The following is a 14945-nucleotide window of genomic DNA, read 5'->3' on the forward strand; positions in this document are numbered from 1 at the left end:
ATGGCGGCCACTTTCAATCAGCGCGGTGAAGCGCAGGCGGCATCCACTAGGCAGGTCGGGGCAGCTGTCTAGGTGATCGCGAGGGTGGTCACTGGGCCAGCAGGCGGCGGCCGCCCACCCAGACATCGGCCACGTAGTCCGGCATGGATCCACGCACCCGCAGCAGATCGGCGCGCAGGCCTTCGCCGATGCGGCCCCGATCCGGCAGGCCCAGCGCCTGTGCCGGTGCATGGCTGACCGTGCCCACCGCACGCGGCAGGCTCCAGCCCAGCTGCACGCACAGTACGCCCAGCGCCGGCAGCAGGCTGGCCGGCACATAGTCCGAGGACAGCACGTCGAGGCAGCCGGCGCGGGCCAGTTCCAGCGCCGCCACGTTGCCCGAATGCGAGCCGCCCAGCACCAGGTTGGGTGCGCCGGCAACGATCGTCAGGCCGGCCGCGCGCGCGGCCGCTGCGGCCTCCAGCGTGGTCGGGAACTCGCAGATGCGCGCACCGCAGGCCACGGCTTCATCCACATCCGCAGCCACCGTGTCGTCGTGGCTGGCCAGGCACAGGCCGCGCCGGCGCGCCCACTGCAACACCTGTCGCAGGTGTGCAGGGCGAAAGCGCGCCTGCTGCGCACGGCGTGCCTGCAGCAGGTCTTCCAGATAACCGGTCTTCGTGTCGGCCGGCAAACCATAGTAGGCCGCATAGCGCTGCAGGTTTCGGAACTGGCGCTGCCCCGGTGTGTGGTCGGTCAGCGACAGCAGGCGCACCGCCGGATCATCCAGCAGTGGCTCCAGCAGCGGCAGCAACCCGGGATACGGCAGTTCGGCACGCAGGTGCAGGTAATGGTCGCTGCGCAGGCCGCCGGCACGGCGCGCCTCGGCCAGCGCCGCATGGGCGGCCTGCAGGCTGCGCACGCGCACGCTGTCGGCTTCCACGTCGCCCACTGCCAAGGCATCGCAGGCCGTGGTGATGCCTGCGGCGAGCAGCTGTGCATCGTGCGCCTGCACCGCCGCCGCCGCCGGGAAAGCCACGCCGGGGCGCGGCACCAGGTGCTTTTCCAGATTGTCGGTATGCAGCTCGACAAACCCTGGCATCAGCCAGTCGCCGCCACAGTCTTCGGCGCCCGGCAGCCCCACCCGCCCCTGCCCCACCGCGCGGATGCGTGCCCCATCCAGCACCACATGGCCGTGCACGACCTCGTCGGCCAGCACCAGCTTCAGATTGTCGAGGATGCGTTCGCCCATGGATTCCACCGTCCGTGTCATGCCGTTGCAACCGCAACGCGTTGATATGCCTGCACGTGCAGTGCACCTGTCTAGTCCAGCAGCCGCAGATGGAGGTTTGATGACCATGCCCGCCCCGGCCCCGACGCCGCGCGATTCGGTCCTGCCACTGTGGCAGCAGATCGAACAGGCGCTGCTGCGGCAGATACGCGAACGCCAGCTGGTGGAAGGCGATGCACTGCCCTCGGCGCAGGTGCTGGCCAAGCGCTTCGCGGTCAACCGCCACACCGTGCGGCGCGCGATCGAGGCGCTGGAGGAGCGCGGCTACGTACGCACCGAAACCGGCCGCGGAAGCTTCGTGCAGGAGCATCCGTACCACTACCCGATCAGCCGGCGTACCCGCTTCGGCCGGGCCATGCATGACCTGAACGTGGAAAGCCACTACACCCTGCTCGATGCCCGCGTGCAGGTGCCGAGCCGCCAGGTGGCCCCTGCGCTCGGCCTGATTGCCGGCGAACGCGTGCATCGGGTGGTGTACTCCAGCCAGGTGGAAGGCCGCACGGTGGACCACAGCGAAGCCTATTTCCCGGCCACCCGCTTCCCAGGGCTGGGCGAGGTGTTCGCACGCACGCCGTCGGTGACCCGCACGCTTGCCGCGTTCGGGGTCACTGACTACCTGCGCCGGCATACGACGGTGATGGCGCGCCTGCCCGATGCCGAGGTCGCACGCGTGCTCGGGCAGTCAACGCGACGGCCGGTGCTGTGCGTGCACTCGCTCAACGTCGATCCGCAGGGGCAGCCAGTGCAGTTCGGCATCACCAGCTTCGCCGGTGACTGGGTGCAGCTGATGGTCAGCAGCGACCTCTAGGGAAGGCGCGGCGGGCGTTGCACCCGCCGCGCGCAGGCTTCACGCCACGCGGCGCAATGCCGCGTAGCGACCGTCCACCAGTTCCTCGGCCAGGCCGAAGCTGAGCGTCATGCCCAGGCCACCGCCGCCGATGGCGTTGACGATGGTCACGCCCGGTGCCGGCTCGGCGACGAACTCGCTGCGGCCGTCCAGCAGCTTGGGATAGATGCCGTGCCAGGTCTGCGCGATGCGCGCGTCCGGAACCTGCATGAAACGGGACAGGTAATCGAGCACCTTCTGGTTGATGGTGTGCTCGTCGAACGGATCATGCGTATGCGCATAGGCATGCGAATCACCAATGGTGATTTCACCCAGGCCGTTCTGTGCGGCCATCACGTGGATGCCCAGCTCGATCAGGTCGGCATGCTCGGCCTGGTAGCGCGCCTGCAGCGGAGCGACATCGGCGGCCTCGCGGAAGCCAGCATAGTGCACCAGCGACAGGCCGCCACAAAGCGCAGCACCCAGGCGGAACGCGGAGGGTTGCGCCGCCAGCCGCAGCATCTGCAGCTTGCAGCGTGTCAGCGGGGCCGCCGCGTACAGCTCGGGATACAGTTGTTCAAACTCCGGGCCGCTGCAGACGAACACCTGGTCGGCCTCGAACAGGCGGCTGCCGGACCATACCCGGCCGCTCTCCACCGCCGTCACCGGCGTGCGCCACTGGAACTGCACTCCATGGCACTGGTGAAGCACATCCGGCAGCGCGCGGATCGCCTGGCGCGGATCGACCACCAGCTCATCGGCATTGAACAGTGCGCCACGCAGTTCGCGCGCAACCAGCGCCGGCGACTTCACCAGTGCCGCATCCCGATCCAGCAGGCGGCAAGGGCGCAGCTGCGCATTGGCTGCCGCATACTGCTGCAGCACGGCCCATTCGTCGTCGGCATGGGCAACATGCAGCGAGCCGCTGGGATCGTGCCAGAGGCCGGCGACGTCGATCAGCTCCTGCCAGATCTGCCGCGAGCGCAGCGCGCGCTCATACAACGGGCCATTGGGCACGCCGATCGGCCAGACCATGCCGAAGTTGCGGATGGAGGCGCCGACAGCGCGTTCATGGCGTTCCAGCACGGTGACCTTGCAGCCACGTACGGCCAGCGCGCGGGCCACGGCCAAGCCGACGATGCCGGCACCGACCACGAGGGCGGTTGTGTTCTTCATGGGGATGGACTCAGACGGAGGCGAGTGCCGGCATGCGGGCCAGGCGCAGCGCCTTGTGGTGGAAGTACAGCAGCGACAACAACAGGCAGGCACCGCCCAGCAGCGACAGATGGATGACCGCACTGGAGAAGAAACGCACCCACGACAGCTGCAGGCCGGACAATTCGTGGCCGAGCAGGACCAGCACGCTGCCCAGGTAGCCGAATGCATCGGCCAGGTACATCACGAAGCCGACGTTGCCAGCGACCTTGAAGGTGGCGATCAGGCGTTCGAAGAACACGCAGTTGAACGGCACGTAGGCCAGGTACAGGCCGAAGCCCACCAGGCCCAGCCACGCCAGCGGATGCAGCATGCCCTCGCGGAACGCCAGCGTGCTCAGTCCTGCAGTGGCCAGGCCGATGACCATCAGCGCGTGCAACGCCATCAGGCCGTTGAGGTTGTTGCGGAACCAGGTCAGGCCGGCGGTCAGCGCCAGCACCGCGAACGCCACCGGCGTCTCGATGGCGGCGAACACGCCGGCGCTGCCACCATAGCCCAGCTCGCGGAACAGCTCGGCCTCGAAGCTGTCGCGGAAGTCGCGGAAGTCGCGGACCACGGTCAGGCACACATAGCACAGGATCATCAGTGCCAGCCCCGGCAGGAAGCGGCGCACGAAGGCACGGCGCTGCGTGCGATCCATCGGCAGGCGTGGCGAGCGCTCGCGCAGGTCGGCGGCATCCGGAGCAGGAATGCGTTCGAGCATGCGCACCGACACCAGCAGCAGCGGCAGGAACAGCAACCCGCACAGGAACGGCATCCAGCACTCGCTCACGCCCTGCAGCAGCAGCCACTTGCCGACCGACTTCACCACGCCGGAGGCCATGATGAAGCTGGAGGCGAGGATCGCACCCATCGCTTCGGTGGTCCGCCGCCCTTCCAGGTAGCTGAACACCAGGCCCCAGACCATGCCCAGCGGCAAGCCGTTGAGGAACAGGAACGGGATGTTCCAGGGCGCCGGCACCAGCGCGAAGCCAAGCAGGGCCAGCCAGGAGATGCCGATCAGGCCCAGCAGCAGGCTGGCGCGGCGCTCGGCGCGCAGTTCGCCGATCACCCGCACGCCGATGAACTTGCTGCACATGTAGCCCAGCACCTGCGCCACCACCAGCCACACCTTGTAGTCGGCGCCGAACAGGTGCTGGCCATCGAACGATGCGGCGGCGAATGGCTTGCGGAAGGCGTACATGCACGCATAGGTGGACAGTGCGGCACTGCCGGCGAACACCGTCAGCGCCAGCGGATGCCCCTGCAGCCGCGCCCGCAGCGAGGGCCGGCTCATGCAGCGGCGACCGTGCCGGAACGTGCCAGGCCGAGCAGCGCCGGCAGGCGCTCGAGGTGGTCGATGATGTGGTCCGGACCATGCGGCAGCAGTTCGGCACGGGTGAACGCGCCAGTGGTGACCGCCACGTTCAGGCCGACACCAGCATTGCGCCCTTCATTGATGTCGACCTCGGTGTCGCCCACCTTCACCACCGTCGCGGCATCGTCGACGCTGGTGCGCTGCATCAGTGCCTGGATCATGTAGGGTGCCGGTCGACCCGCCGGCACCTCGTCGCTGGCCACCAGCGCATCGATGCGATCCTGCCAGCCGAGCCGCTCGATGATCACCTCGGCGATGTCGCGCGAGAAGCCGGTGTCCAGGCCGATGCGGATGCCGTGCGCGCGCAGCGTTTCGAACAGGGCCTCGGCACCCGGCAACGGTGCGATGCCCGGCGCATGGCGATAGCACTCAAGCATGCGCGCCACGAAGTCGGCGTGGATCGGTGCCACGCGCGGGTCGTCCACCGCGGTGCCCAGCAGCCGCGCAATGGCCTGTGGCTTGGGGTAGCCCATCAACGGGCGAACGTCCTCCACGTCGATGGGGTGGCCGGCGGCGGCCATCGCTTCGGCGAAGGCGCGGGCGACCAGCCCCGGGTCGGCAACGGTGGTTCCGGCGATATCAAGGACGACGAGGCGGTAGCGCATGGCGGCAGGTGGTGTTGAGCGGAGGTGCCCAGCTTCGCCGCGACCGGCCACACGCTGATGACAGCGCCCGGACAGGCCGGTGCACCTGTCTAGCCGTGCGGCCCCTGCGCTGCCATGTGCCGCACGTGCTCGGCGGCCTGCGCATGCAGCCAGTCGCGGAAGGCGAGGAAGCCACGATGGCTGGCCGAGCGCTGCGGGTACACCAGCCAATGCGGCCACGCCGTCTTCAGTCGCAGCCTGGACAGCGCGACCAGCTGGCCGGATTCCAGCAGCAGGCGTGCCCGGGTCACCCGTCCGAGCGCCACGCCTACGCCGTCCAGCGCCGCGCGGTGGTGTGCCTCCGAATCATCCAGCACCGCCACGAAGCGCGGCGGAGGGTTCTGCCCGCTCAGCGCGAACCAGGCACCCCATGCGCCGTCGGGATCACCCAACAGCGGCCACTGGTTCAGCGGCACGCGGTCGATGCCGCCCATGCGTTCGATCAGTGCCGGGCTGGCCATCGGCAGCAGCCACTCGTCGAACAGCGGCTCCACCACCAGGCCCGGCCACTGCCCGCTGCCCAGCCGCAGCGCGGCGTCGAACTGGCGCTGCCGCTCGAAATCAACCAGGCGTTCACTCGACTGCAGGTTGATCTCGATCTGCGGGTGCTCAGCCACGAAGTGACCCAGCCGCGGCACCAGCCACGCCGACGCCATCGACGGCACCGCGCTGATCGTCAGCACGTGCTCGGCGCGTGCGGCATAGGGCTGGAAGGCCTCGTTGATCGCATCCAGATGCGGGCCGACCTGGTCGAGCAGGCGCTGCCCTTCCAGGGTGAGGGTGACGCCACGCGGCTGGCGGACCAGCAGCGGCTGTCCCAGCCGCTCTTCCAGCTGGCGCATCTGATGGCTGAGCGCGCTGACGGTCACATTCATCGACGCGGCGGCGCGCGAGAGGTTGCCCAGCCGGGCGGCGGCCACGAAGCCCTGCAGGGCATGGAGCGGAGGGCGGGACATCAGGCTTGAATTCCTCTCAAGGCATGCTTGCGGAAATGTCGCTTTTTGCCTACCCATGCTGCCCGTATCGTGCAATCCACTCAAGTGGAGGCACGCTCATGAACATCTACAGCAGCCTGTTGTTCCTGCACGGCCACGTAGCCAACGCCGAGCTGGCACGGCAGCTGGCCAGCCCGTCTGCACCTGCCCCGCAGTGCGCGCGGCAACCGGCCGCGCCGGTTCAGCCGCCGCGAACCCGTTGAACGCTCCTCAACCTGCATACCAGCGTTGGACGTGTTCAGGCAGCCACGGGATCGGATCGATATCCAATGCCCGGCAACCGTCGAGGGTGTCACGCAGCGCGCCCTCGCCGGGGCCACCGGGCATCCGCAGGCCTTCCTCTTCTGGAAGCTGCACCGCGGCCCAGTCGTGCAACCGGTCCATGCGCAGGCGCATCGCCGCCCGCAGCCACGCCTTCAGTGGATAACAGCGATAGCCTTGTTCGCCCAACGCGGCAATCGCACGCGACAACGCCGGGTTGGCACCACGTACCCATTCGGTACGACCTCCAGCCTTGTCCTGGACCGTCATCGGCGCCGGTGCGCGGTGCGCCTTGAACGGCGAACGCAGCTGCAGCTCAAGATCCCGCGCATCACGCTCGCTTTCCGCTTCCACCAGTGCACCGGCGTCGAGGTCGAAGAACTCGAACCAACGCCGGTGCAATGCGCCGATGCGTCTGAGCGGATCACGTGAAAAGCCGATCTTGGCGTAGTCCTCCCAGGCACAGGGGAAGACGTAGGCGAAGACACGACCGTCGATGCGGATATCCGATTGCATGTGCGCAGGCTGCCTCGACAACAGCCCGGGTGCAACCGGGCGTTACCGTGGACGCTGCAGCGCCTCCTGCACCGCCGCAGCCACGTCGGTGTTGTCGATGTAGCTGCCGTCGTTCCAGCGCACATGCTGGCGGTAACCGGCATCGACACCCCGCACGCGCTTTGCAAGCAGCTCCGCGCCAGCGCCCTTTGCCCACAGCGGCACCAGCGCATTGGAATGGTTGCCGGTGGGGCGGAAGCTCATCCCCGGCATGCGCCCACGACCCTTGTTGCGTACCGGCTCGAAGGCAACGTTCTGTGCATCCGGGCCCATCGGCATGCTGTTGTCGTGGTCGGTGGTGACGATCAGCAGGTTGCGCTCCCAACCACCGTTGCGCTCGATCCATTCAACCACTGCCGCCACTGCGTCATTGAACTCCACGGTTTCCTCGATCAGGCGGCCGTATTGCGGCTGGTCGCTGCATTGGCCGTAGTGCCATTCGGTACCGCAGGCGCTGGTATGCGCGGCCCAGTCGGTGGCCCCGCCTTCCACCATCAGGAACAGGCCCTTGGCCGAACGCTGCTGCAGGAACTGCAGCGCGCCACGCGTCATGGTCGCAAGATCGGGCACGCTGTCGATCTTCCTCACGCCGGAAGGCGTGGCCGCATCCTTGCCCAGCACCTGCAGCTGGCGCGCCTGCTGCAGCGTATTGGCCACGCGCGGCACGCCAATCAGCGGCCGGTCGGCCGGCAGCGTTCCCTGCGCCAGCGCAGCGAACGCTTCCTTGCTGCGGATAAGGCGCCACGGCCCCGCCGGGTTGCCGGCAATGGTGCTGCCCGCTTCCAGCTGCTGCCAATCCTGCTGCGACACCCATTCCCACGGGTTCGCGCAGCCCTCGGCCTTCGTCGCACCGGCACCCTCGTCGCAGGCGCGACCATCGACGCTGTAGCCGGGGCCGCCGGTGCCCATCACCAGGTCCATGTGGCCCTGCGCCAGCATCTGGTGCGCAATGGCGTGATAGTTGTTGCGCGATGCGTTCTGCGCCGCGAACGCCGCCGGCGTGGCGTGCGCGAACGGTACCGAGGTCACCACGCCGGTGGCCATGCCCAGGCGCTTGGCGCGCAGCGTGTTGAACTCGACCGCGTTGCCATCGTTGTTGTAATTGATGGCGTTGTTGTAGGTCTTGATCCCCGAGGACAACGCCGTACCCGCCGCCGCACTGTCGGTCGCGACCGCCGCCAGGTACTGGTAGCCGGCGAACGGCAGGTCCTGCGCCGGCACTGGGGTTTCGTCCCACGCCCTGGCTGCGTCGTAGCCGAGGGCCTGTGCGTGATCGCGGGTCGGCTGGCTGCTGGCGTTCAGCGGGAAAGTGGTCACCGCCAGGCGCTGTGGGAAATCGGCATAGGGTGCGCCTTCGCGGCTGCCGTATTGCCAGTAGGCGGCCGCGTCCCAGGTACCCCAACCGGCACCGTCATTGATCATCACGATCACGTTGTGCGGGCGGGCTTCGGCGGAGGAAACGGCCTCGGCGCGCAGGTTGGGCTGGCAGCCGCCAAGCGCGGCCAGCGCGAGCAGCAGCCAAGAATGAAGCCGGCGGCGAGGAACAGGTGCAGTCATCGGATATCCCATCGGGCCATCGGCGGCCCACAATGACGATACGTTATATCGTTTCAATATTGCAGTTTGATGCAGCCGCCACGGGCTATCCTGCAGGCCCTCCTCCATCGCCCTCTCCATGCCGTCTCCTGCTCCTGCGCGCGCGCCGCTGTCCTCGATCACCCTCGATGCGGCAACCTTCGCGGTGATCCACCAGCACCACGCGGACGTCGCGCGGCAACCGGCCTCGCTGACCAAGCTGATGACGGCCTACGCCGCTTACGAATGTGTCGAAGAGAACGGAAGGGCGTGGGACGAAGCGGTCATCATCGCCGCCGAGGATGTGCATGCGGTGGCCGACGATGAAACGCGCATGGGCCTGGTGCCCGGCGAATCGGTCAGCCTGGCACGCCTGCTGGAAGGGCTGATGATCGTCTCCGGCAATGATGCGGCGCTGGCCATCGCGCGCCATCTGGACGGATCACAGCCTGCGTTCCTTGACCGCATGAACCGGCACGCACGCCAGCTTGGCCTGCGCGACACCTGGTTCGCCAGCGTCTCCGGCATCACCACGCCGCACCATGCGTCCAGCGCGCGCGACATGGCAGTGCTGGCCGCCTGCCTGCTGAATGACCATCCGCAGATACTGGCCATCACCGCGCAGCGCGCATTCGCGCATGGCAGCTTCAGCCGCAGCAACCAGAACGCACTGCTTGGCGAAGACGGCGTGGATGGATTGAAGACCGGCTACACCCAGGCCGCAGGCTTCTGCCTGGCCGCCACCGCGTGCCGGCCGGTGCCCGGGCACGACCCACCGGCCCGCCTGATCACCGTGGTACTGGGTTCTGAAAGCCGCGACGCGCGCGACGCTCTGGTGCGCGAACGGCTGGCCGCCGGGTTCGCGGCACTGGCCGGCAACACCGCCAACGCCTGAGCGGCTCAGCGCCGCTTGACCGTCGCTACGATCAAGCGCTGCAGCTCGGCTTCGGCAGCGGCCTTGTCCAGCGCGCCGGAAGCCACGGCTTCGGACAAGGCTTCGGCCGCACCGAGAATCGCCCAGCGTCCCGCCAGCGGCACCGTGCCATCGGCAGCGAACGGGCCCAGCCAGGTGTCGCAGTTGTCGATGAAATCCTGCTGGTAGCGCCGCCGCACCTCGTGCAGTTCCGGTGCGCCGACCAGTGCGGCAAGGATGCCCTGCACTTCACTGCCCTGGCTGAGGATGCAGTCGATGTATCCGGAGGCGATGGCCGCCGCGCGATCGGCCAGCTGCGCCCTGGCGCGGCCGATGCGCTCGTTGAAGACCCGCGTCTGGCGGCCGTCGTAGTCATCGTAGAGCGCCGCCAGCAACCCATTGCGGGTGACGAAATGGTCGTAGGCCACCGGCTTGGTCACGCCGGCTGCCTCGGCCAGCCGCCCGAGCGTCAACGCGTCGGTGCCTTCGCCGCCCACCAGTGCCCAGGCCACGTCCAGCAACTGGCGGGCGCGTTGCTCGCGGGTCAATCGGCGGCGCGTGGGTGCGGCATTGGCAGGCATCGGCAGGGCACGGCGGTCAGCGCATCGGAGTACCGATTTTACGGCCGATCGCCAGCGCGGTCTGCAGATGCGCTTCGGCCGTACCGGAATCGGCGTCCAGCAGCAGATCGGATGACAGCACGCGCGCGCCGCAGTAGTCGAAGATGCCCATGTCGATCTGGGCCTTCATCGCGGCACCGTAGCCGCGCCGTTCGATCATGTCCGCGCCGGCTCCGCCGATGCCGACCAGGTGCACATGCAACCACTGCAGCTTTTTCCGTACCTTGCCATCGGCACCGTCCTGGTAGGCCCAGCCCTGGGTGAACACGCGATCGATCCACCCCTTCAGCAGCGCAGGGAACGACCACCAGTACAACGGGTAGACCAGTACCAGCGTGTCGGCAGCCTCCAGCCGCGCCTGCTCGGCGGCGACGTCGGCGGGAGCTGCGCCGGTGCCACGGAACAGCGCCTGGTCCTGTCGGGTGAAGCGTGGATCGAAGCCTTCGGCCATCAGATCGGCGTGGGTCACGCTGTTGGCGGTATCCGACGCGGTGATCGCGTCGCCGATACGCCTGGCGACGGCCTGGGTCAACGCGCCGGATTCAGGATGGGCGGTAACGATGAGGGTGTGCATGGGGGATGTCCGGAATTCACTAACTACCAATAGTAAGTAGCGACGCCCGGGATACCAGCACCATGGGTGGGACGCTGTTTCCGCATCCACCGTATAGTGCGGCGGTTGCCGCCGAGATACCCGACGATGCACCGATACCTGCTTGCCCTTCTGCTGGCCCTGCCGATGGCAATGGCCGTTGCGCCAGCGCTGGCCGGTGAACTCAGTCCGGAAGACTCGGTCGCATTGCGCAAGGAGGTGCAGGCGATGATGGACGCCTTCGCCCGGGGCGATACCGAGCTGATCATCGCGCGCACCCATCCCAGCCTGAAACAGCTGGCCGGCGGCGACGAGGCCTATGCGCGGGCGACCCGCGACACGGTGAAGGCGCTGCGCAAGGCCGGCGTCACCATCATCAGCGACGAAGCGGGCGTGCCGGGCCGCACCTATGCGGCCGGTGACGAGGACGTCTGCTTCGTACTGCGCCATTCACTGCTGCGCGTGCGCGAGGCGCCGATGCGCAGCACGTCATTCATGGTCGCTGTACGCCGTGTCGGCACGAGCCAATGGAATTTCATTGACGGTTCCACGCTGCTGGACAACCCCGCGCTGCTGCGTCAACTGCTGCCGGCTCTGGAGCCTGGCGTGACGCTGCCCAAGAGTGGGATGGAAGCGCTGTAATCGCAGGCACATCCATCCAGGCATGGCGTGGAGCTTCTGCCCGTCTGCTGGCCTGGGGCCCGCGCCGAGGCTGCCGTCAGCGAAACAGCGCGTTCAACGCAGCCCCGGAAGCCGCCTGCTGCAGGCCATCGAAGCGGCCGTCCTGCACGATCGGCTGGGTCGCCTGCATCAGCCCACCCCATGCCGCGCGCGCCAGCGCACCGCCCAGGCTGACCCGGCGCACGCCGAGTGCAGCGATGTCCTGCAGGCTCAGCGGTGTCGGTCCACCGACCAGCAGGTTCACCGGCTTCGATCCCGCAGCGGCAACCACCGCACTGATCTGCTCGCGCGTGCTGATGCCCGGCGCGTACAGCACATCGGCACCGGCCTCGGCATACGCACGCAGGCGCCGCAGGGTGTCCTGCAGGTCCGGTACGCCAACGAAGAAATTCTCGGCTCGCCCGACCAGCAGCACGTCGCCGCCCGCGCGATCGATGGCTGCACGGGCAGCGCGCAGGCGCTCGACCGCCTGGTCGATCGGGCGCAGCGGTGCATCGGCCACGCCGCTGGCATCCTCGATCGACAGCGCCGCGATGCCGGTGCCGATCGCTGCCGCCACCGCCTCCCCCACGGCCTGAGGCGTGGCGCCGAAGCCATCACCGAAATCGGCGTTCAACGGCAGCGGTGTCGCTGCCGCCATCAGCCGCAGATGTTCCAGCGTGGCCTGCAGCGAAACCGCCCCATCCGGCCGCCCTTCACTCCAGGCGCAACCGGCACTGGTGGTGGCCAGTGCCTGGAAGCCCTGGCGCTGCAGGTAGCGGGCGCTGCCCACGTCCCACGGATTGGGCAGCACGAAACAACCGTGTGCATGCAGTTGGCGGAAAGCCACGCGCTTGCGTTGGGTGTCGGCATCAGGCGAGGTCATGGCGGGCTCCGGGGCGGCAGACCTGCACCCTAGCCCGCCGCCCGGCCGCGCTCAATGGCGATGAAGGCGGCCGTGCATGAAGTGATACCGGCTGCTTATTGGACACCACCGTGCGCGCTGCCCGAGCGTGCTTGCCTACCCACACAGTGCCACCACGGAGCCTTCCATGCAGCCGGACCCGCAGCCCCCCGTCGACGCCGGCGACGATGACGCCCACTGGGCCGACCTGCTCTCGCCCGCACGACGTCGCCTGATCGCATCAGCCGGACTGGCTGCCGGCGGCCTGGCCAGCGCGTCGACCGCCACCGCCGCCGCGCGCAGCGACAGCGCGGTGAACACTACCGAGCCCGGACGCCCCGGCTTCCGCGCCATCGTCCCGCCGACGCCCGAAGGCCGCAGCCCCTGGGGCCTGGCTACGGCAAGCGAGCCCACCCCGCGCCCGACCAGCGTGCGCCCTGGCGAGGCCACCCTGCCCGCCCGGCCACGCGCCTACACCGACATCAAGAGCTATCACGCGCATATCTACTTCGATGAGGACAGCTTCGAGAAGGCCGCGCTGCTGCGGCGCTGGGCGGCCGAGCGCTTCCCGGTGGAACTGGGCAACTGGAACCTTGAGCCGCGCGGCCCGCACGTCACCCCGTCGTTCTACTTCGGCTTCACCAACGACCTGCTGCCGGTGCTGGTGCCCTGGCTGCAGCTCAACAGCCTGGGCCTGACCATCCTGATCCACCCCAACACCGGTGATGGCCGTGCCGACCATCTGTATTACGCGTTATGGGTGAACCGCGCGCAGCCGGTGAATGCCTACAACTGGCCAGCGCCGAAGCCCGGGGAACGGGAACCGCTGGAGGAGGTGTTCCCGAACGTGGTGCCGACGGTGCCGCTGGAGACCTGAGCAATCGAGCATCCATCCACGCATGGCGTGGATCTACGGCGTCACGGGCCATTGCAGCATCCGTCATCGTCCGGCCTTGCCGTCATCGTCGGCCTACGTGCCTGCATCCCCGGCCAGCACGCCATTCAGCGCGCCTTGATCCAGCGCCCGCCGTACGGCCACAAGCGCTTCGGCGAATTTCAAACAATCGATTGAAACGCTGCAAACTTCGCCGAACTGGACAGTATCCGCCGGTTCCGCCAGACTGCCGCCCTTTCCCGTCTTCCGGATCCCATGGCGAAGCTGCTGGTCCTGCACGGCCCCAACCTCAACCTGCTCGGCACCCGCGAGCCGGAGGTCTACGGCCACACCACGCTGGCCGACATCGACCAGGCCCTGGCCGCCCAGGCATCGGCTGCCGGGCACACCGTGGAGAGCCTGCAGTCCAACGCCGAGCATGTGCTGGTGGACCGCGTGCAGGCCGCACGCAACGACGGAACCGCGTTCATCCTGATCAACCCCGCCGCCTTCACCCACACCTCGGTTGCCCTGCGCGATGCGCTGGCGGCGGTGGCGGTGCCGTTCATCGAGATCCACCTGTCCAACCCGCACACCCGCGAGCCGTTCCGCCAGCACAGCTACTTCAGTGACAAGGCCGTGGGCGTGGTCTGTGGCTTCGGTGCCGACAGCTATCGCTACGCGATGGACGCGGCGCTGCTGCGCGTGCAGGCGGCCCGCGCGTGATGATGCTCCCAAGAGTGGTTGCCGGCATCGTGCTGTGGGCCGGCGTGTGCAGCGCCAGCGTCGCCGCCGAGCGCGCGGCCGCAGGCATTGACTGCGCGCAGGCCACCGGTGGCTACGAGCGCGACATGTGCGATTCCGATCGCCTGGATGATGCCGACAGCGCATTGAACGCCGTCTACATCCAGGCGCGCGGCGAACTGAAGGCACAGGCCGCCGATGGCAGCTGCAGCCGCTGCGCGGCGGCCGAACAGCACCTGGTGAAGGCCCAGCGCATCTGGATAACCCTGCGCGATGCAGACTGCGAGGCGGTCTACGCCTTCAATGCAGACGGCACCTCGCGCAACCCTGCGAAGATGCAGTGCCTGATCACCCAGACGCGCGACCGTACGCGGCAGCTGCGCGAGTTCTACGAACTGCTTTGACCCGAGTGCAACCGCACTCCCCACCACACTGACATCACGAGCAAAGAGGCCACCATGGATCTCCGCAAAATCAAGAAGCTGATCGACCTGCTGGAAGAGTCGAACCTGGCTGAAATCGAAATCAAGGAAGGCGAAGAGTCGGTGCGCCTGTCGCGCGCCCCGGTGGCCGGCTATGCCGCCCCGATTGCAGCCCCGGTGTACGCCGCTCCGGCCGCTCCGGCGCCGCAGGCGATGCCGATGCAGTCGCCGACCGAAGCCTCCACCGGCGGCACCGCCAAGCCGGGCCCGGCGCTGCCGGAAGGCCACGTGCTGCGCTCGCCGATGGTCGGCACCTTCTACGCCTCGTCCGCCCCGGACAAGCCGGCCTTCGTCACCGTTGGCCAGCAGGTCAAGGAAGGCGAAACCCTGGCCATCATCGAAGCGATGAAGATGTTCAACCCGATCGAGGCCGACACGTCCGGCACCATCGTCGCCATCCTCGGCGAGAACGGCCAGCCGGTGGAATTCGACCAGCCGCTGTTCGTGATCGGCTGAGG

At 68.1% G+C, this 14945-nt stretch carries 18 protein-coding genes; 8 read left to right on the forward strand and 10 right to left on the reverse strand.

Going from position 1 to position 14945, the window contains the following annotated elements:
* Positions 1 to 88: 88 nt before the first annotated feature.
* A complete protein-coding gene (locus B9Y82_RS16600; RefSeq protein ID WP_100474085.1) occupies positions 89 to 1231 on the reverse strand; it encodes an alpha-D-ribose 1-methylphosphonate 5-triphosphate diphosphatase in 1143 nt (380 codons plus the stop codon).
* A 100-nt stretch (positions 1232 to 1331) separates the two neighbouring features.
* Between B9Y82_RS16600 and phnF the strand changes: the two genes are divergently transcribed.
* Complete coding sequence (phnF, locus tag B9Y82_RS16605) at positions 1332 to 2078, forward strand: phosphonate metabolism transcriptional regulator PhnF (RefSeq protein ID WP_157804651.1); 747 nt, start codon at positions 1332 to 1334, stop codon at positions 2076 to 2078.
* A gap of 39 nt (positions 2079 to 2117) precedes the next feature.
* On the opposite strand, the gene B9Y82_RS16610 is transcribed toward phnF, so the two are convergent.
* From B9Y82_RS16610 to B9Y82_RS16625, 4 genes are all read right to left on the reverse strand, one after another.
* The gene (locus B9Y82_RS16610; protein ID WP_238381625.1) at positions 2118 to 3272 is read right to left on the reverse strand and encodes a TIGR03364 family FAD-dependent oxidoreductase; all 1155 of its coding nucleotides are present in this window, start codon (positions 3270 to 3272) and stop codon (positions 2118 to 2120) included.
* A 10-nt stretch (positions 3273 to 3282) separates the two neighbouring features.
* The gene (locus B9Y82_RS16615) at positions 3283 to 4587 is read right to left on the reverse strand and encodes a DUF5690 family protein (protein ID WP_100474086.1); all 1305 of its coding nucleotides are present in this window, start codon (positions 4585 to 4587) and stop codon (positions 3283 to 3285) included.
* On the reverse strand, positions 4584 to 5273 hold the full coding sequence (locus B9Y82_RS16620) for an HAD family hydrolase (RefSeq protein ID WP_100474087.1): 690 nt from the start codon (positions 5271 to 5273) through the stop codon (positions 4584 to 4586). Before B9Y82_RS16620 ends, B9Y82_RS16615 begins: the two co-directional genes overlap by 4 nt.
* An 89-nt stretch (positions 5274 to 5362) precedes the next feature.
* Complete coding sequence (locus B9Y82_RS16625; RefSeq protein ID WP_100474088.1) at positions 5363 to 6268, reverse strand: LysR substrate-binding domain-containing protein; 906 nt, start codon at positions 6266 to 6268, stop codon at positions 5363 to 5365.
* A 98-nt stretch (positions 6269 to 6366) separates the two neighbouring features.
* Here B9Y82_RS16625 and B9Y82_RS20775 point away from each other — a divergent pair, with 98 nt between their 5' ends.
* Complete coding sequence (locus B9Y82_RS20775) at positions 6367 to 6510, forward strand: hypothetical protein (RefSeq protein ID WP_202908131.1); 144 nt, start codon at positions 6367 to 6369, stop codon at positions 6508 to 6510.
* Between the two features lie 7 nt (positions 6511 to 6517).
* Here the strand turns inward: B9Y82_RS20775 and B9Y82_RS16630 are convergent, their stop codons facing one another.
* Both B9Y82_RS16630 and B9Y82_RS16635 read right to left on the reverse strand, forming a co-directional pair.
* Complete coding sequence (locus B9Y82_RS16630; RefSeq protein WP_100474089.1) at positions 6518 to 7084, reverse strand: GIY-YIG nuclease family protein; 567 nt, start codon at positions 7082 to 7084, stop codon at positions 6518 to 6520.
* Positions 7085 to 7126: 42 nt separating this feature from the next.
* Positions 7127 to 8680 (reverse strand): alkaline phosphatase, encoded by a 1554-nt coding sequence (locus B9Y82_RS16635; RefSeq protein ID WP_100475265.1) that lies wholly within the window; start codon positions 8678 to 8680, stop codon positions 7127 to 7129.
* A gap of 118 nt (positions 8681 to 8798) precedes the next feature.
* Here B9Y82_RS16635 and B9Y82_RS16640 point away from each other — a divergent pair, with 118 nt between their 5' ends.
* Positions 8799 to 9593, forward strand: coding sequence for a D-alanyl-D-alanine carboxypeptidase family protein (locus tag B9Y82_RS16640; protein ID WP_100474090.1), 795 nt, complete (start codon positions 8799 to 8801; stop codon positions 9591 to 9593).
* 5 nt (positions 9594 to 9598) lie between these two features.
* Here the strand turns inward: B9Y82_RS16640 and B9Y82_RS16645 are convergent, their stop codons facing one another.
* Both B9Y82_RS16645 and B9Y82_RS16650 read right to left on the reverse strand, forming a co-directional pair.
* On the reverse strand, positions 9599 to 10192 hold the full coding sequence (locus B9Y82_RS16645; protein WP_100474091.1) for a TetR/AcrR family transcriptional regulator: 594 nt from the start codon (positions 10190 to 10192) through the stop codon (positions 9599 to 9601).
* Positions 10193 to 10208: 16 nt separating this feature from the next.
* Positions 10209 to 10805 (reverse strand): NAD(P)H-dependent oxidoreductase, encoded by a 597-nt coding sequence (locus B9Y82_RS16650; RefSeq protein ID WP_100474092.1) that lies wholly within the window; start codon positions 10803 to 10805, stop codon positions 10209 to 10211.
* 126 nt (positions 10806 to 10931) lie between these two features.
* On the opposite strand from B9Y82_RS16650, the gene B9Y82_RS16655 reads away from it, so the two are divergent.
* Positions 10932 to 11465, forward strand: a complete 534-nt coding sequence (locus B9Y82_RS16655; protein WP_100474093.1) for a hypothetical protein — start codon at positions 10932 to 10934, stop codon at positions 11463 to 11465.
* Positions 11466 to 11541: 76 nt separating this feature from the next.
* On the opposite strand, the gene B9Y82_RS16660 is transcribed toward B9Y82_RS16655, so the two are convergent.
* Complete coding sequence (locus B9Y82_RS16660; RefSeq protein ID WP_100474094.1) at positions 11542 to 12369, reverse strand: isocitrate lyase/PEP mutase family protein; 828 nt, start codon at positions 12367 to 12369, stop codon at positions 11542 to 11544.
* Between the two features lie 166 nt (positions 12370 to 12535).
* Between B9Y82_RS16660 and B9Y82_RS16665 the strand changes: the two genes are divergently transcribed.
* The 4 genes from B9Y82_RS16665 (at position 12536) to accB (ending at position 14943) form a co-directional block, all read left to right on the forward strand.
* Positions 12536 to 13264: a DOPA 4,5-dioxygenase family protein gene (locus tag B9Y82_RS16665; protein WP_100474095.1), complete on the forward strand. Its 729-nt coding sequence runs from the start codon at positions 12536 to 12538 to the stop codon at positions 13262 to 13264.
* A 273-nt stretch (positions 13265 to 13537) separates the two neighbouring features.
* A complete protein-coding gene (gene aroQ / locus B9Y82_RS16670) occupies positions 13538 to 13987 on the forward strand; it encodes a type II 3-dehydroquinate dehydratase (protein WP_100474096.1) in 450 nt (149 codons plus the stop codon).
* Positions 13987 to 14409, forward strand: a complete 423-nt coding sequence (locus B9Y82_RS16675; RefSeq protein WP_202908159.1) for a lysozyme inhibitor LprI family protein — start codon at positions 13987 to 13989, stop codon at positions 14407 to 14409. Before aroQ ends, B9Y82_RS16675 begins: the two co-directional genes overlap by 1 nt.
* A 54-nt stretch (positions 14410 to 14463) precedes the next feature.
* Positions 14464 to 14943, forward strand: coding sequence for an acetyl-CoA carboxylase biotin carboxyl carrier protein (accB, locus tag B9Y82_RS16680; RefSeq protein ID WP_100474098.1), 480 nt, complete (start codon positions 14464 to 14466; stop codon positions 14941 to 14943).
* Positions 14944 to 14945 lie beyond the last annotated feature (2 nt).

It is taken from the genome of Stenotrophomonas maltophilia, assembly GCF_002799155.1.
GTDB classification, from domain to species: Bacteria; Pseudomonadota; Gammaproteobacteria; order Xanthomonadales; family Xanthomonadaceae; genus Stenotrophomonas; species Stenotrophomonas maltophilia_R.

What these genes read in the sequence shown, in the direction of transcription:
- B9Y82_RS16620 (WP_100474087.1), bottom strand. Translation starts at nt 5,273, where the DNA reads ATGCGCTACCGCCTCGTCGTCCTTGATATCGCCGGAACCACCGTTGCC.
- B9Y82_RS16665 (WP_100474095.1), top strand. Translation starts at nt 12,536, where the DNA reads ATGCAGCCGGACCCGCAGCCCCCCGTCGACGCCGGCGACGATGACGCC.
- B9Y82_RS16660 (WP_100474094.1), bottom strand. Translation starts at nt 12,369, where the DNA reads ATGACCTCGCCTGATGCCGACACCCAACGCAAGCGCGTGGCTTTCCGC.
- B9Y82_RS16645 (WP_100474091.1), bottom strand. Translation starts at nt 10,192, where the DNA reads ATGCCTGCCAATGCCGCACCCACGCGCCGCCGATTGACCCGCGAGCAA.
- B9Y82_RS16600 (WP_100474085.1), bottom strand. Translation starts at nt 1,231, where the DNA reads ATGGGCGAACGCATCCTCGACAATCTGAAGCTGGTGCTGGCCGACGAG.
- B9Y82_RS16640 (WP_100474090.1), top strand. Translation starts at nt 8,799, where the DNA reads ATGCCGTCTCCTGCTCCTGCGCGCGCGCCGCTGTCCTCGATCACCCTC.
- phnF (WP_157804651.1), top strand. Translation starts at nt 1,332, where the DNA reads ATGACCATGCCCGCCCCGGCCCCGACGCCGCGCGATTCGGTCCTGCCA.
- B9Y82_RS16630 (WP_100474089.1), bottom strand. Translation starts at nt 7,084, where the DNA reads ATGCAATCGGATATCCGCATCGACGGTCGTGTCTTCGCCTACGTCTTC.
- B9Y82_RS16615 (WP_100474086.1), bottom strand. Translation starts at nt 4,587, where the DNA reads ATGAGCCGGCCCTCGCTGCGGGCGCGGCTGCAGGGGCATCCGCTGGCG.
- accB (WP_100474098.1), top strand. Translation starts at nt 14,464, where the DNA reads ATGGATCTCCGCAAAATCAAGAAGCTGATCGACCTGCTGGAAGAGTCG.
- B9Y82_RS16655 (WP_100474093.1), top strand. Translation starts at nt 10,932, where the DNA reads ATGCACCGATACCTGCTTGCCCTTCTGCTGGCCCTGCCGATGGCAATG.
- B9Y82_RS16675 (WP_202908159.1), top strand. Translation starts at nt 13,987, where the DNA reads ATGATGCTCCCAAGAGTGGTTGCCGGCATCGTGCTGTGGGCCGGCGTG.
- B9Y82_RS16625 (WP_100474088.1), bottom strand. Translation starts at nt 6,268, where the DNA reads ATGTCCCGCCCTCCGCTCCATGCCCTGCAGGGCTTCGTGGCCGCCGCC.
- B9Y82_RS16610 (WP_238381625.1), bottom strand. Translation starts at nt 3,272, where the DNA reads ATGAAGAACACAACCGCCCTCGTGGTCGGTGCCGGCATCGTCGGCTTG.
- B9Y82_RS16635 (WP_100475265.1), bottom strand. Translation starts at nt 8,680, where the DNA reads ATGACTGCACCTGTTCCTCGCCGCCGGCTTCATTCTTGGCTGCTGCTC.
- B9Y82_RS20775 (WP_202908131.1), top strand. Translation starts at nt 6,367, where the DNA reads ATGAACATCTACAGCAGCCTGTTGTTCCTGCACGGCCACGTAGCCAAC.
- B9Y82_RS16650 (WP_100474092.1), bottom strand. Translation starts at nt 10,805, where the DNA reads ATGCACACCCTCATCGTTACCGCCCATCCTGAATCCGGCGCGTTGACC.
- aroQ (WP_100474096.1), top strand. Translation starts at nt 13,538, where the DNA reads ATGGCGAAGCTGCTGGTCCTGCACGGCCCCAACCTCAACCTGCTCGGC.